This is a genomic window from Desulfovibrio sp. 86, from assembly GCF_902702915.1.
In the GTDB taxonomy this organism is placed as follows: Bacteria; Desulfobacterota; Desulfovibrionia; order Desulfovibrionales; family Desulfovibrionaceae; genus Desulfovibrio.
In genome coordinates, this window is sequence record NZ_LR738849.1 from 2,600,181 (window position 1) to 2,615,000 (window position 14,820).

Here is a 14,820-nt window from a genome sequence, read left to right on the forward strand (position 1 = left end):
TTTGCGGGGAGGGGATGTTTTTGTGAGGGAGTGAGAGCTTTGTGTGCGTGGCGTCCACAACACTGTCGCAGATCGCGCGCAGCCTCACAATTGCTGACGGATGCACAGCCGCTGCCCGGCCTTTTATAAGGCCGGGCAGCGTTTTTTACTACAGCAGGGGAGGAATGGTGGGAAGAATGGGCACTTCAAGCAGGGTGGGGCCAAGGCGCTTGAAAGCCTGAGCGCAGGCCTTGCGCACGCCGTCCACGTTTTCGACGCGCAGGGCTTCGCAGCCATAGCCCCTGGCAAGGGAAACGAGGTCAAGGCCGGGCAGGTCAAGACCGGGCACGCCAGTGGTTTTTTCCAGGGCGGCAAAGGATTTCAGGATGGCGTACTCGCTGTTTTTGGGTATGACAAAGAGAATGGGCAGTTCAAGCTGTGCCGCCGTCCAGAGCCCTTGAACAGAATATTGCATGGAGCCGTCGCCAATAATGGCCAGAACTGGACGGTTGCGGCCACTGTCGCGTTCTGCCAGGGCAATGCCCACGCTGGCGGGCAGGTTCCAGCCAAGGCTCCCGCTGGCAAAGGTATAGAGAGTGTCTGGCAGCTTCACAGGCCAGGCCGCGTGCAGCTCGCCAAGGTTGGACGGCGATTCTACCACCAGAACGGTCTCGGCAGGGGTGGCTTCGTGCAGGGTTTTAAAAAGCTCCAGTGCTGTCAGCATATTGCATTGGCAAGGCTCGGGTGCGGCTGGTTGCGGGGCCATGCGCTGGGCCTGTTTTTTGACCTTGGGGGCAGTGGAGCGCGCCTTGACGCGGGCCTCCAGCGCTTCCAGCGCCAGCACGGCATCGCAGAGCATGCTGTCGCCCACAGGAGCGCGTCCGGTTTCTTCCGGGTCGTCAGAAATGTGCAGCAGGTGCAGGTTGTTAGGAAGATAGGGGCCTTCCACATAGGGGTAGTAGCGAAAAACCGGCGCACCGATGACAATGGCCACATCATGTCCTTCAAGCTTTTTGGCCAGCGGCCCTATGGCAAAGGGCAGGCCCCCAGCATAAAGGGGATGATCTTCGGGGAAGGGAGGCCGCTCCGAGGCGGGAGCCGCCCAAACGGGGGCGTTGAGCTTTTCGGCAAGGGCAATGGCTTGCTTCCAGCCGTTACCCCTGGCAATGGCCGCGCCATAGATAAGTACGGGGTTTTTGGCTTTGGAGAGCAGTTCGGCAAATTTGGCCACACGCTCGGGATCTGGCCCGATGCGGGTGGCCACGCACCGCGCCACTGGTTCGCCGAGGGCGGGCTTGTCCCAGTCGTCAAGAGGGATGGACAGAAATACAGGCCCGGCCGGGGGCTGCAATGCCATAGCGTACGCCCGCATAAAGGCTGCGGGAACATCCTCCGCCCGCACAGGCTCGTAACTCCACTTGACCCAGGGCTTGGGCAGTTCCGCTGGCTGCACATTGGTGAGCCACGGTTCCATAAGGAGCATCTCGCGGGTCTGGTTGCCTGCCGTGATGATCAGGGGCGTCTGGTTCATCCTGGCCGAAAGAATGTTGCTCATGGCATTGCACACTCCGGCCGAGGTGTGCAGATTCACCAGCGCCGGTCTGCGGGTGGCCTGGGCGTAGCCGTCGGCAGCCCCGACGGCGGAAGCTTCATGAAGTGTGTGTATATAGCGGAAGTCTTTTGGAAAATCTTTAAGAAAAGTTTCTTCCGTGGAACCGGGATTGCCAAAGATGGTGGTAAGGCCCAGTTGGCGCAATAGCTTGAAGGTTGCCTCTCGGATGGTCATAACCATAGCTAGCTCCGTAATTGACGGTTAACGTTACTATTACTCTTCTGGGGTAGCATAGCCGGAGTTGGCGGGCAATAGAGCCTTTGCCTTACTGATATGTCTTGCGCGAAGGGGCAGGCAGACCCGCATGCGCCGTCAACCGCCTTCGCGTATGCCATCGGTCGGTGGGGTGCGCGGGAGTGTGAAAGTTTCAGGCCTTTGTGATCAGTGAGACAGCGTAAAAAACATGTCGCGCTATCCTTAATCCGCTTCCGGCACGCGCTGTCATGTGTGCAAGGTTTGTGAATGCGTTGAGGGCTGGCACAAAGACGCGCTGCGGTTCACGGAAACGGGCGGCGGGCAGGCGTGCCTTGGCCTTGCGGCCAGAGTTTTGGCATGTCTTTCATTATATTTTACTCTAACGTACTATTTTAATAATAAATAGCCAGATGGATTCAATAGTATTGCCAGTAGGTTGAGATTTTTTAGGGCCAGTCAGTCTTGCCAAGGCTTTCAAGAATGATTATTATTAAAACAAGACCAATGAGGAGGACGCCATGTCGCAACTTAAGGACTTTGCGCTTTACGATATAGACTGGAACCTGACCCCGGAACATGCGGTAACCATGTACCTTGAATGGGGCAATAATGACTGGCATTCGGAGTATCCTCCGGTGCGTTCCAAGGACGATGTGGCCCACTATTTTGTTGTGGACAGCTGGCAGAGTCCCCCCATGGTGCGGCTGGTTCGGCGCAACTCCGAAAGGGCGGACGATCTCATAAGTCTGCCGCTGCCCAAGAATCTTATGGAAGAATTTCGCAAGGAGCATGGCGACTGGCGAGGCATCAGCGCGCCGACTCCTGAAGTAAAGTCCTGGCTCAAGCACGAGCTTGAGCAGGATTAGCCCTCAGGGCGCAGAACGCTTGCGCTCTGGCCGTATATCTGGCCCCTATGGGGGCAGCATATGGGCCGAGGCTGCCCATAGAGGCTGTGTGGTGTTGGTAAACACGTACATGTACTGAAGTGAAACGCGTAAGGGGCCGCATTGCGGCCCCTTTACAGTTCTGACCCGGCAATTCCGCACAGGAATTGCCGGGCTTTTCAGTTCTACACTACCATACGATAAAACCATGCTCCCCTATTGCTACGGAAGCACTGATTAAAGAGCCTCCTGGAAACGCGCAGTTATTTTGTTTGGCAAGGCGCGACCTTTTTTTGAAGCAGGAGTGGACTCTTCCGTCCTCGACTGTATCAAAAAAATGGAGCAACGCCGCCAAACGAAATAACTCAGCGTTTCCCTAGAACCAGCGGCCGAACTTGCGGATGTACACCACCTTCATGGCCTGCGCCACGACGCAGTAGCACAGCAGGGTGCCCGCCAGCCAGGGGAAGTAGTTCCACGGCAGGGGCTCAAGCCCCACCAGTGCGCCAAGCCCGGAAAAAGGCATGTATATGCCGAGCGCCATGATGGTTCCTGTGAGCAGCAAGACCGGAAGGGCGGCAGTGCTTTGCACAAAGGGAATTTTTCTTGTGCGCAGCATGTGCACCACGAGGGTCTGGGAAAGAAGGCCCTCAACAAACCAGCCGGACTGGAAGAGCGACTGCATCTCCGTGCTGGTTGCGCCAAAGACAAACCACATGAGCGCATAGGTGGTTATGTCGAAGATGGATGAGGTGGGGCCTATCCAGACCATGAAGCGGCCGATGTTCTTTGCGTCCCATTTGCGGGGTTTTTGCAGAAACTCCTTGTCCACCCTGTCCCAGGGCAGTGAAAGCTGCGAGAAGTCGTACATGAGATTCTGCAGCAGCAGCTGGATGGGCAGCATGGGCAAAAAGGGGATGAACGCGCTGGCCACCAGCACCGAAAAGACGTTGCCGAAGTTGGAGCTCGCAGTCATGTTAAGATATTTCATGATGTTGCCAAAGGTTTCCCTGCCTTTGACAACCCCTTCTTCCAGCACCATCAGGCTTTTTTCCAGCAGGATGATATCCGCGGATTCCTTGGCGATGTCCGCGGCGGAATCCACAGAAATGCCCACATCCGCGTCCCGCAGGCCTGGGGCGTCATTTATGCCGTCGCCAAGAAAGCCCACCGTGTGCCCGGCCTGTTGCAGCGTTTTGATGATGCGCGACTTCTGCAGGGGGGTGAGCCTTGCGAACACGTCGTGCTGGCGAGCGGCCGCAAGCAGTTCCCGTTCGTTCATGGCGTCCAGATCGTCGCCAATGAGCACGGTTCCCGGTTCCAGGCCGACTTCACGGCATATCTTGGCCGTGATGACCGGCGTGTCGCCCGTGAGCACCTTGACGCTCACGCCGTGTTCGCGCAGGGCGGCAATGGCGGATTCGGCACTGTCTTTGGGCGGATCAAGAAAGGTGAGAAACCCCCTGATGATCAGGTCTTTTTCCGCTTCTGTGGTGTACTGCTGGCGGATGTCGTCGCCCTTGATGGCCTTTGCGCCCAGGGCCAGCACCCGGAAGCCGTCACGGTTGTATGCCTCGGACAGATCGATGAGCTTTTGCCGCCACTGGGCGTCCATAGGCACGACCTGCCCGTGCACGTAGACTCCCGACGCGATGGAGAGCATTTCTTCCACAGCGCCCTTGCATACCAGAAGGTGCTCGCCGGAAGTGTCGGACACGATGACCGAGAGGCGGCGGCGCACAAAGTCGAAGGGAAGTTCATCCACCTTGTGCACATGCCGGGGCAGGCCGTTTTCGGGATGAGTCTCGCCAAAATGGACAATGGCCTTGTCCATAAGGTTTTTTATGCCGCTCTGGTGGTAGCTGTTGATCCAGGCAAGGCGCAGTACGTCATCGTCCCTGTTTCCCAACGTGTTCACATGCCGTTCGAGAATGATCTTGTCCTGGGTCAGGGTGCCGGTTTTGTCTGTGCACAGGATGTCCATAGCCCCGAAGTTCTGGATGGAATTGAGGCGTTTGACCACCACCTTGCTGCGCGACATGGCCATGGCGCCCTTGGCCAGGTTGGCGCTGACAATCATCGGCAGCATTTCTGGCGTGAGACCCACGGCAATGGCCAGGGAGAACATGAAGGCGTCGCTCCAGTCACCCTTGGTGAAGCCGTTGATAAAAAAGACAATGGGCACCATGCAGAGCATGAAGCGGATGAGCAGCCAGCTTACGCTGTTGACGCCCCTGTCAAAGGCCGTCTGGGAGCGGGTGCCCACAATGCTTTTGGCCAGCGAACCGAAATAGGTGTTGGCCCCGGTGGCCACCACAAGGGCAGTGGCGGTGCCGATGACCACATTGCTTCCCATAAAGCACATATTGCCCGCATCAAGGGCGCGGCCCGAGGGCGCGGCCTCCCCGGAGGTTTCGGCGGATTTTTCCGCCACTGCGGCAAGGGTGTCGTATTTTTCCACAGGCAGGGATTCCCCGGTAAGGGCAGCCTGGCTGACGAAAAGGTCGCGCGACTCGACGAGGCGGACATCAGCGGGGATCATGTCCCCGGCGGAAAGCCGCACAAGATCGCCGGGAACCAGATCCGCCAGAGGAATTTCTCTGGTTTCGGACTGTCCGTCCTCATTGCGGCGGGTAACGGCGGCCGTTGTGTGCACCATGGCCTGCAAAGCTTCGGCGGCTTTGTTTGAGCGGTATTCCTGCCAGAAGCGCATGAACCCGCTCAGCAGCACCATGATCAGCACAATGGCGGCGCTGGTGCCGTCGGTTTCTTCGCCAGCGCCAAGGGGCAGCCAGTAGTCGCTGTAAAAGCTGACGGCGCTGATAAGAAGCAGCACGTAAATGAAGGGATTATTAAAAGCCCCGGCGAGCTGCACCAAGGGGTTGGGCACACGTTCGCGCGCGACGTCGTTGCGGCCTTCAGTCTCAAGCCGGGCCACTGCCTGGGATTCCTGAAGGCCTTCGCTGCACGAATCAAGGCTGGCGAAAAGCTCGGTAAGGTTTTTCTGTGCGGCCTCTGCGGCCTTAAGGGAGGTGTGGGCAGACGCGGGGCGCGCCGCCTTGCGGAAATCAAAAAACATTGGCATGGCCTCCTGCCGCTTGGACGCGCGGCGGAAGCATGTCCTGCCTATGCGGTATAGGAGAGGAAATGCAGCCTTGCGGCCGATGCGGCGGTAATAATGTTGAAGCGCATCATGTCCGCAGCGAACACTGTTTGGTCATTCGCTGCGAAGCTACTAGGGGGATGGTCCATGACTCAGGAACTCCTTTTTCGCGGGCCGCCTCTGGGGCGGCGGTTTTGCGCGGCATGCGCGTTACGGAAACGCTGATTTATTCCGTTTGGCGGGGTTGCTTCACTACCGGTTTGCGCCAATGAACAGGCCGTTACATAACTGCCTGTTGGCTGTGGCTATCTTGCGGGATTGACGCAAGAGGCCGCAGGCGCGGGAGAAAACACTCGCAAATTCCGGGGTGACGCGGTCAGCACCAGAAAGAGGTTGATGGCGAAAAATGCCACACCCAGCATAATGCAAAGAAAGAGAGAGAATTTCATGGCTCGCCTCCGATGCCCGAAACAGGCTGCGGCGAGCGGGAAGGAACCGTTACAGGCCGTAGCGTGCTATTTCAGGCAAGCTGATCGCACAGGGTTGAATACTACTGGGTAAACTGTCCATAACGGGTCTTGGTTTGGGGTTAAGGGTTAAAAGGGCCGTAAGACAAAAAACTTCTAGGTAATTTTGCCTGAAGAGTCAAGCTTGAACAGGAAATTTTTTGCCTGCCCTTTAGAGCAACTTCACTTTGATATTGCTCTGGCGGTTTCGTGAGTGGACGTTCACTACGGCGGGCGTCCGCTCACGAAACCGCCAGAGTATGATAAGAGCACTGTAAAAGCTGCCGTGCTCCAGTGGGACGAGGGTTGTCTGGAAGGCGGTCGGCGCAGGAGCCGCTCCTGCTGCCATGCGAGCGGCTCCTCCGGCCTTTGGGCGTTTACTGGCCGAGCAGGTCGCGGGTTTGCGGCGTCAGTCCTTTCAGGCTGTCGAAGACGGCCAGGGCCCCCAGGTTTTCCGGGTCCTGAATAATGGCGATAAGCACCATGTCAGCCGTGGCGTGAACCCTGGTCAGGGCAGAAGACTGGAATGCCTGGCTGCGCGGCTCGCCGCTGAATGACCAGAAGTGGCCGTCCTGTTGCGGTTCTGTAGTCTCGGCCTGAAACTGGCGCAGGTCTTCGGCTATGCTTTGGCTTGCGGCCTTTTTTTCGTTGGGCAGAACAAAAACGCTCACCAGCGCCCTGTAGTTGTCGCCCGCCGGGTCCTTGAGGCCGAGCACCAGCATGCATTCGTCATCGTTACCGGAACGAAAGCCGGTGCGCTCTTCGCCATCCCATCCCGCGGGCAGTTTGGCGCTGAAGCGGGCAAAGTCCCTGGTTGCGGCCGCCGGCGTCTCGGAAGCCGCGTGCGCGGCAAGGACGCCGAAACCCAAAACCAGCACGCAGGCCAGAAGAAGGGGGGAAAAACCGGGGATGCGCATGCGAACCTCACTGTATGCTGCAATTGAGCGGCGCGTTCTGGCCGCGCTGGATGCCTGGATCAGGACGCGCTTCGCAGCAGGTATAGGATGAAGGGCAGGCTCTGGCGCACAACCAGCAGCGCCAGGGCCAGCCAGTTGAGCCACAGCAACCGCAGGCGGGAGCGCACGGTAAACAGTATGGCCCAGCAGGCCACAGCCAGCGTCATGGGCACGAGGCCGACAATTTGCGGCATGAGCCAGTCGGGCAGGCTCTGGCCGCTGAACGACAGTCCGATGAACATGCCCCATCTGTCAATGCAGCGGGGTATGTATCCTATCATGGCCCACAGTGAGCACCAGCGGGCGGCCTTTTCAAGGTCGGCAATGGCGGGAAATGGCGCGCCCTTGCGGTGGGAAAAAGACAGGGCCAGCAAGGCGAAAGCGCCCGCAGGGGCAAAGCAGGTGAAGTAGTTGTGCGTGGCCGTGCCAAGCACGGCAGAAACCATGCGTCCCCATTCCATGCCCTGCGGCGGCCCGGAAAAAGACCAGTTGGGCAGAACCTGCGCGCCAAAAAAGCAGATGGCGGCCATCAGGTACAGGCACAGCCTGCCGCGCATGGCTTGGCCCGCCAGTTGATCGCTCGAGCCGGAACCTTCCACAGGGGCCGGAGCGCGGCGCGCCTTGCGGGCTGACCGGCCTTTGGAGGCAGTGCCCGCGCCGTTTTTCGCGGCAGATCCGTCTTTATCGGGATCGCCAGCGTCAGGCAGCCCTGCGGCAAGGGGAGAGCGCCCGTCCAGATAGGCCGCAATCCACAGGCAGCACAGGCCGCCAATCCAGGCCAGCACCGTGGTGGTGTAGGGCAGCACCGCGTCGTCCCACAGGGAAAGACTGTTCAGGAGGCTGGCCGAGCCGCCGAGGCTAATGAGCGTGGCAGCGAGATCCGCAGCGGTCAGCAGCGGACCCAGCAGGCCGAGCCCAAGGGCCAGCCGTGTGAGGCTTTGTGTTCCCAAAATGCAGAGGCGGGCATTGCCGCGTCTTCCGGCCAGCAGGGTAAGGACCATGATGATCGGCAAGGCCGCAGCGGCGCTCATGCCAAGGTTCAGTATATTGGAGGCCCATTGCCAGTAAAAAAGCCCTTCAGGTATGTTTTGCATGCCGTCTTGTAGCCCGTGACGCCCGCCGTAGCAAGATGCCCACAAGGCTGGCGGCGCGAAAAAATGTGGGGCCGTCACGCAATGAGTGGTTGTCGGGCAAGGTTTCGCGGAATTTTATCGGCGCTGTGACACTTCAGTCATTCTGATTTTGTACCAGAGCACAGGTACGCTTGTCCGTTGGCAGGGCTTGATCTATAGTCCTGGACCCGACAAACCATAACCCAGATACGTGGCCTGCCACGAACGAGACGCGATCCATGACCTTTTTCGCCGTATTTCTGCTTGCCGTTGCCCTGTCCATGGATGCTTTTGCCGTTGCCGTAGTCTCGGGCTGCGCCCTGCAAAAGCCAAGCCCGCGCCATTATGTGCGCCTCTCAGCCGCCTTTGGCTTTTTTCAGTTCGCCATGCCCGTCATCGGCTGGTACCTCGGAGTGTCCGTACGCGAGTACATGGAAGCCTGGGACCACTGGATAGCTTTTGTCCTGCTGGCCTGGATAGGCGGCAAGATGACCCTGTCAGGGCTGCGGGCGCTCAGGCACAGGGAATCCTGCGCCTGTCCCGCCGTGGACCCCACAGCGGGCAGCAATCTTTTGGTGCTGAGCGTCGCCACCAGCATTGACGCCCTGGCGGTAGGGCTGTCGCTGGCCATTCTTGGAACGCCCATCTGGGGCGAAGCCGCGCTCATAGGGATTATTTGCGCGTGTATCACGGCTGGCGGGGTGCGTATTGGCAAAACGCTGGCCAATCTCTGCGCGTTCAATGGGTGGGCGGAACTGGCGGGAGGCTTGACGCTGCTTGCCATTGCCTGCAACATTCTGCGAGAGCATCAGGTTTTTTAAGGAAACGCGGATTAAAGAGCCTTCTGGAAACGCGCAGGTATTTCCTTTGGTCAGGCGCGATCTTTTTTCAAGCAGGAGTGGACCCTTTCGTCCTCGACTGTTTCAAAAAAAGTGAAGCAAGGCCGCCAAACGAGATAAATCAGCGTTTCCATAACCTCAACCAAACCTGTCCGCCGCGCTTACGGGCGCGCATGTCGGCCATCAGGCCGTGCGGAAAAAGGAGTTCTCATGGCTACTATCAGCGCCAGATACCTTGGCGACCTGCGTATGGAATGCGTGCATAACCAGAGTAGAGCCAAGATTTTTACCGATGCCCCCAGCGACAACCAGGGCAAGGGTGAAGCCTTTTCGCCCACAGACCTTTGCGCCACGGCCCTCGGAACCTGCGCCATGACCATTATAGGCATGTACGGCAAAACCCACGGGGTGGACGTGACCGGCACGGAAGTGGAGATCACCAAGACCATGAGTGCCGACCCGCGCCGCATCGGCAAGATTGAGGTTGTGTTCAAAATGCCGCCGCGCTCCTATTCCGCCAAGGAAAAAACCATCATGGAGCGCTGCACCGCGTCCTGCCCCGTGCATCTGACCCTGCACCCGGACGTGGAGCAGGTCTTTACCTTTATCTGGCAGGATTAGAGCATTTTACCTTTGAAAAAGTGCAACTGCTCTAACGCTGTACGAAAGTACAGCGCGCCACAACGTGGCGTGGATCCAGCCGCAAATCGCATTTTTCGGCTGAATGAACACTTTGAAATGTGAAGCATTTCAAAGTTAATCTGCTCTAGAGCAAGTTCACTAGCGGTGCTGTCGCCAGCCGCAGGGCTTCTTCGTCGCCTAACGGCTACCGCGAGAATGGATATTCTCAATGCGGAAATGGTATAGACGCGGCAGCACGGCATTGGACCTTCTTGTCCGTCATGTGCGCCAGTGGCGGTGCTGTTCGGGCAGCCGCTGGCGCACACATTCCCTCCATCCGCCACACAGGACACGCCATGGCATCTCCTCCGCTGGTTTCCGTCATTATTCCTACGTACAATTACGCGCAGTTTTTGCCAGAAGCCGTACATAGCGTCCTGCGCCAGAGGGCGGACAACCTGGATGTGGAAATCATCGTGGTGGACGATGGCTCCACGGACAATACGCAGGACGTGGCCCGTCAGATGCAGCGGGACATCGTTTACGTCCGGCAGCAAAAGAGCGGGGTGTCGACAGCGCGCAATACCGGCATACAAAAAGCACGTGGTGACTTTGTCGTTTTTCTGGATGCCGACGATGTGCTGATGGAAGAAGTTCTATCCACCCACCTGGATATGTTTGCAAAGCATCCCCATCTGGACATGTCACTGTGTCGCTGCTTTGATTACCACACGCAAGGCAGCGACGGGGCCAACTGTTTGTGGCCGCTCATGCGCGGGTATTGGAATATCCATATATGTTGCGCCAATGTTGCGCCTATTCACTCATTCATGCTGCGTGAAAAGGTCATACGGCAGGCCGGTCTGTTCAACGTGTCGCTTACAGGCTGTGAGGATTATGAATATTGGCTGCGCTGTTTCAGTACGGGATGTCGCGCTGGTCTGGCTGCTGAAGGATTGGTTATCTACCGCAGACATCAAACAAGCACCACCACCAACAGGGAACACATGCTTCTGCATGAGGTGTCCCTTCGAAGCCTTGTGGCCAATATGCTTGATTCCTCGAACCTGACGGATTCGCAGGAAAAGCTGGGCGGATGGCTGGCCCTGGCCAGCGGCTGCCTCAATCTGGCAAACCAGGTTACATTCTGCAAAGCGTTTGCTCTTAAAATGCAAGACATGTTTGTTCGGGCGCTTCAGGAAGCGGAGCGTCTGTATGCGAGTTCAAAAGGCAGCAACGCGGATCTGCGCTGTATACAGCGATATTACCCGGCCCAAGCCATCAAAACCGCCGGACTTATGGCCGATGATCTGACTCCTGATGCGATTAACGCTCTAAAATTGCTTGTAGACCGCTATCCTTATTTTGCGGAGTGCAGCGCGGCGGAACTCGACAGTCAGATTTCTGCCATGTCGCAGCATCTTCAGGTTTCTGGAATTCCAGGCATTTTACAGCGCTTTGCTGCATCCGGCAGTTGAGACCCTTCGTGCATTTGCCTTGCCGTTTTTGACGCAAGAGGCTATTGCCCTGCGTGAAGTTTTTCGTTTTACGTGGAGATAAGGAGACAGTAATGCCAAAAAACGCGGCCCTCATTCTGGCGGCAGGCAAGGGCACCCGCATGCATTCCGACAAGCCCAAGGTTTTGCAGACCATGCTGGGCGAACCCATGCTGGCCAGTGTGCTCGCGGCCTTGCGCCCCGTATTTGCCGAAGATGTCTGGATTGTGACAGGACACAAGGCCGAAATGGTGCAAGCCGCCTTTCCGGACGCATCCTTTGTTCTTCAGAAACAGCAGCTCGGCACCGGGCATGCTCTCATACAGGCTCTGCCCACGCTGGTCGCGGCGGGCTGCACCCACCTGCTGGTGGTCAACGGCGACGCGCCCCTGCTCTCGGAATCGCTCGTGCGCCAGTTTCTGGCCGAAGCCGTGGGCGCTGACCTGGCCTTTGCCACCATTGAACTGGACAACCCCGGCGCTTATGGCCGCGTGGTGCGGCAGGGCGAAGATGTGCGCGCCATTGTGGAGGCCAAGGATTACGATCCGTCGCTCTACGGGCCGCCAACCAATGAAGTCAACGCGGGCATGTACTACTGCGCGCTGAACGCGGTGGAAAGCCTGCTGCCCCGTATCGGCAAAGCCAACAAGAGCGGCGAATACTATATCACCGACCTCGTCGGCCTGGCTGTGGCGGAAAAATACAATGTTCTCGGCGTGCGCTGCGGACGCGACGACGGCCTCATGGGGGTGAACTCGCCCCTGGAACTGGAGCGGATGGAAGAAACCCTGCGCGAGCGAAGGGTACGCGATCTGCTTGCCTCGGGCGTCATCATTCACGCGGCCGCCAGCGTGCGCGTGGGTCTCCTGGCCGAGGTGGAACCCGGCGTGGAGCTTACTGGTCCTTGTGAAATTTACGGGCATTCGCGCATCCTGCGCGGCGCTTCCGTGGCCTCGCACTGCGTGATCCGCGACAGCGTCGTCAGCAACGGGGCGCAGATACGTTCCTTTTCGCACCTTGAAGGCGCCCATGTGGGTGACGATGCCCTTGTGGGGCCCTACGCACGGCTGCGCCCCGGCGCGGTGCTTGAGTCCCAGTCGCATGTGGGCAATTTTGTCGAGCTGAAAAAGACGCGCCTGGGCCGGGGGGCCAAAGCCAACCACCTGAGCTATCTCGGCGACGCGGATGTGGGAGCGGGCAGCAATATCGGCGCTGGCACCATCACCTGCAATTATGACGGCAAAAACAAGCATGTCACCAAGATAGGCCAGCGAGCCTTCATTGGCAGCAACACAGCCCTGGTGGCCCCGGTGAGCGTGGGCGACGACGCGCTTGTGGGGGCGGGGTCGGTCATCACCATAGACGTGCCTGCTGGAGAACTGGGCATCGCCAGGGAAAAGCAGAAAAATCTGCCGCGCCGGAAAAACTGACGCGGATCCTGGGGGGCGCCTGTACGGGGCACGCGCCGCTGATTTGCGCAGGGCGCGGGCAACGCAGGGTATGGCAATACAGGTGCGGCAACGCAGAGCGTGACAACAGAAGAAAAGGGCAAGGCGCGACGCGGTGTGGGTTCTTCAGTTCCCGTTTTTCTTGTTAGGAGCCAAAACCGTTTGTCACGAAAATGCCGCAAATCCGCTGCCATGGCGCACAAGCGGGAATTTGGGCCGCCAAGCCGTGCGTGGCGCGGGTTTTTTTCGAATTTACTGCATCCATTCTTGCCAAGGCTCTGGCACGATGCTATCTATGAACCATGGAACTTCTGGGACAGCTTGAAACACAAGTTGCGGCTCTTTTAGCCAGGCTTGACCGCCTCAAGGCGGAGAATGTGCGCATCAGCGCCGAGTCTGCCGCTATGGGGGCGGAAAAGACCGCTCTGGAAGAAGAAAACCACAGGCTGCGCGAGGCTCTGGAGAATGAAGAACAGTTGCGGGCTCAGGCGCTGAAGCGCATTGACGCCGTACTGCGCAACATTCAGGAGCACGACAGCGTAGAGTAGGTTTTTGTGAATCAGGACGCTATCAACCTAACCGTTCTAGGCTTAAGCATCGCTTTTAAGCCTGGTGCAGATATGGACCGTGTTCATGAGGCCGTGAGGCTTGTTGAAGAACGGTTTGCTGACCAGAAGCTGAGGTTCCACGGAGGGCAGACCAAGGATATTCTGCTGACCTTTATGGCCCTTGGGCTGGCGGATGATTTGTTGCAATCGCAGAAAGAGCAGGCGGACGCGCGCGAGCGCGTAGAGGCCATGCTTTCGAAGATAGAGGGGTCTGATTAGACCTCTGGGCGTTTCCCTGGGGAGCGCGTGATCTATGCCTCGGTGCTAACCTGACAAGTATATTAAAGGGAGTCGTCACTGTCCTCAGTGTGCAAGCCCGGCCACGACCGGGACGCCTGAAGGGGACATACTGGTTCCCGACCTGGTTATCCAGGTTCTGTACCGCAAGCATGACACGGCTCTCTGGGGAAAAAGCCGCTTTCAGCAGTAGTTTGGAATTCCAGCTTCCGCTATGGGGCCGTCACTTCTTCTTGCAACGCCATCCTTATTGCCGTGTTTACGGCGTCCAGCCAAGGTTACAGCAGCCCTTTGGGCTCAATTGCTACGGCGGCCAGTATTGGCTGCCGGTGTTCGCCGGGCTGGTTCTAGAGCAGTTTGCGCATGCAATGCGTTAACTGCTCTGCAAGGATTTTTTGAAAATCCTTGCCACGAAATGCGCGTAGGCAGGCTTTGCCTGCCGTACACGAGCATTTCAAGCGTCAAATGCTCTAGGACTGGTCCCGTATTGATAAAAGAGAGGCTGGATTCATGGACCCATTGTTCATCGTGGCGCTGCTTGCGTCTGTGCTGCTGGGGGCGGCACTGGGCGTGGTGGTGTATAAGCGGTCTACCACAAAACGCATCGGCGACGCCGATGACCTGGCCAAGCGTATTGTGGCCGAAGCCCGTAAAGAGGCTCAGGCACAGAAAAAAGAAATTCTGCTCCAGGGGCAGGACGATCTCTTCAACCAGAAACGCGAACTTGAAAACGAGTTCAAGGAGCGGGAACGCGAAGTCAAAACCCGCGAGCGCAAGCTGGAAGAAATGAGCGGCCGCCTTGAAGAAAAACTGGAAAAAGCCACCGCCAAAGAGCACGAGCTGCTCGCCTCCGAAAAGGATCTGGCCCGCAAAGAGCGGCAATTGTCCGAATCCGAGATGTTTCTGCAAACCCGCATAGAGGAGCAGGAACAACGCCTGGCGCAGATATCGGGCTTTACCGTTGAAGAAGCGAAGGCCCAGCTTTTCATGGAAGTGGAAGCCAAGACGCGGCACGAATCTGCAAAGATGATCCGTCAGATTGAGATGGAAGCCCGCGAAACCGCAGACCGCAAAGCCAAAGAAATTCTCTGTAACGTCATTCAGCGCTACGCTGGCGACTACGTGAACGAGCAGACAGTCACCGCCGTCACCCTGCCCAGCGAAGACATGAAGGGACGCATCATCGGCCGTGAAGGGCGCAACATCCGCGCGCTTGAGGCTGCC

13 protein-coding genes and 1 other RNA gene (1 of these 14 cut by a window edge) are annotated in these 14,820 nt (G+C 58.0%); 9 read left to right on the forward strand and 5 right to left on the reverse strand.

Annotation, left to right across the window (positions count from 1 at the left end; genetic code table 11):
• Positions 1–148 precede the first annotated feature (148 nt).
• Positions 149–1,771 carry a benzoylformate decarboxylase gene (mdlC, locus tag DESU86_RS10630; protein WP_179981019.1) on the reverse strand — a complete coding sequence of 541 codons (1,623 nt, stop codon included), beginning with the start codon at positions 1,769–1,771 and terminating at the stop codon, positions 149–151.
• 533 nt (positions 1,772–2,304) lie between these two features.
• Between mdlC and DESU86_RS10635 the strand changes: the two genes are divergently transcribed.
• The gene (locus tag DESU86_RS10635) at positions 2,305–2,652 is read left to right on the forward strand and encodes a DVU0772 family protein (protein ID WP_179981020.1); all 348 of its coding nucleotides are present in this window, start codon (positions 2,305–2,307) and stop codon (positions 2,650–2,652) included.
• Between the two features lie 394 nt (positions 2,653–3,046).
• Here DESU86_RS10635 and mgtA read toward each other — a convergent pair whose 3' ends face one another.
• From mgtA to DESU86_RS10655, 4 genes are all read right to left on the reverse strand, one after another.
• Entirely contained in the window at positions 3,047–5,749 is a 2,703-nt protein-coding gene (gene mgtA, locus DESU86_RS10640; protein ID WP_232088336.1) for a magnesium-translocating P-type ATPase, read from the reverse strand.
• 329 nt (positions 5,750–6,078) lie between these two features.
• Positions 6,079–6,222, reverse strand: coding sequence for a hypothetical protein (locus DESU86_RS10645; RefSeq protein ID WP_179981022.1), 144 nt, complete (start codon positions 6,220–6,222; stop codon positions 6,079–6,081).
• A 434-nt stretch (positions 6,223–6,656) separates the two neighbouring features.
• Complete coding sequence (locus DESU86_RS10650) at positions 6,657–7,196, reverse strand: protoporphyrinogen oxidase (RefSeq protein WP_179981023.1); 540 nt, start codon at positions 7,194–7,196, stop codon at positions 6,657–6,659.
• Positions 7,197–7,255: 59 nt separating this feature from the next.
• On the reverse strand, positions 7,256–8,329 hold the full coding sequence (locus DESU86_RS10655; protein ID WP_179981024.1) for a hypothetical protein: 1,074 nt from the start codon (positions 8,327–8,329) through the stop codon (positions 7,256–7,258).
• 257 nt (positions 8,330–8,586) lie between these two features.
• Here DESU86_RS10655 and DESU86_RS10660 point away from each other — a divergent pair, with 257 nt between their 5' ends.
• The 8 genes from DESU86_RS10660 to rny form a co-directional block, all read left to right on the forward strand.
• Entirely contained in the window at positions 8,587–9,168 is a 582-nt protein-coding gene (locus DESU86_RS10660) for a manganese efflux pump MntP (RefSeq protein ID WP_179981025.1), read from the forward strand.
• A 228-nt stretch (positions 9,169–9,396) separates the two neighbouring features.
• The gene (locus DESU86_RS10665; protein ID WP_179981026.1) at positions 9,397–9,807 is read left to right on the forward strand and encodes an OsmC family protein; all 411 of its coding nucleotides are present in this window, start codon (positions 9,397–9,399) and stop codon (positions 9,805–9,807) included.
• A gap of 356 nt (positions 9,808–10,163) precedes the next feature.
• The gene (locus DESU86_RS10670) at positions 10,164–11,285 is read left to right on the forward strand and encodes a glycosyltransferase family 2 protein (RefSeq protein ID WP_179981027.1); all 1,122 of its coding nucleotides are present in this window, start codon (positions 10,164–10,166) and stop codon (positions 11,283–11,285) included.
• A 92-nt stretch (positions 11,286–11,377) separates the two neighbouring features.
• Entirely contained in the window at positions 11,378–12,733 is a 1,356-nt protein-coding gene (gene glmU, locus DESU86_RS10675) for a bifunctional UDP-N-acetylglucosamine diphosphorylase/glucosamine-1-phosphate N-acetyltransferase GlmU (RefSeq protein WP_179981028.1), read from the forward strand.
• A gap of 320 nt (positions 12,734–13,053) precedes the next feature.
• On the forward strand, positions 13,054–13,299 hold the full coding sequence (zapB, locus tag DESU86_RS10680; protein WP_179981029.1) for a cell division protein ZapB: 246 nt from the start codon (positions 13,054–13,056) through the stop codon (positions 13,297–13,299).
• Positions 13,300–13,305: 6 nt separating this feature from the next.
• Entirely contained in the window at positions 13,306–13,578 is a 273-nt protein-coding gene (locus DESU86_RS10685) for a cell division protein ZapA (protein WP_179981030.1), read from the forward strand.
• Positions 13,579–13,588: 10 nt separating this feature from the next.
• A non-coding RNA gene (ssrS, locus tag DESU86_RS10690) (6S RNA) lies at positions 13,589–13,772 on the forward strand.
• Between the two features lie 334 nt (positions 13,773–14,106).
• A protein-coding gene (gene rny, locus DESU86_RS10695) for a ribonuclease Y (protein WP_179981031.1) crosses the window boundary here: on the forward strand, positions 14,107–14,820 show its 5' end (the start). The gene runs 846 nt beyond the window's last position; 714 of the gene's 1,560 nt are visible here — the first part of the coding sequence; the start codon lies at positions 14,107–14,109; its stop codon lies beyond the right edge, outside the window.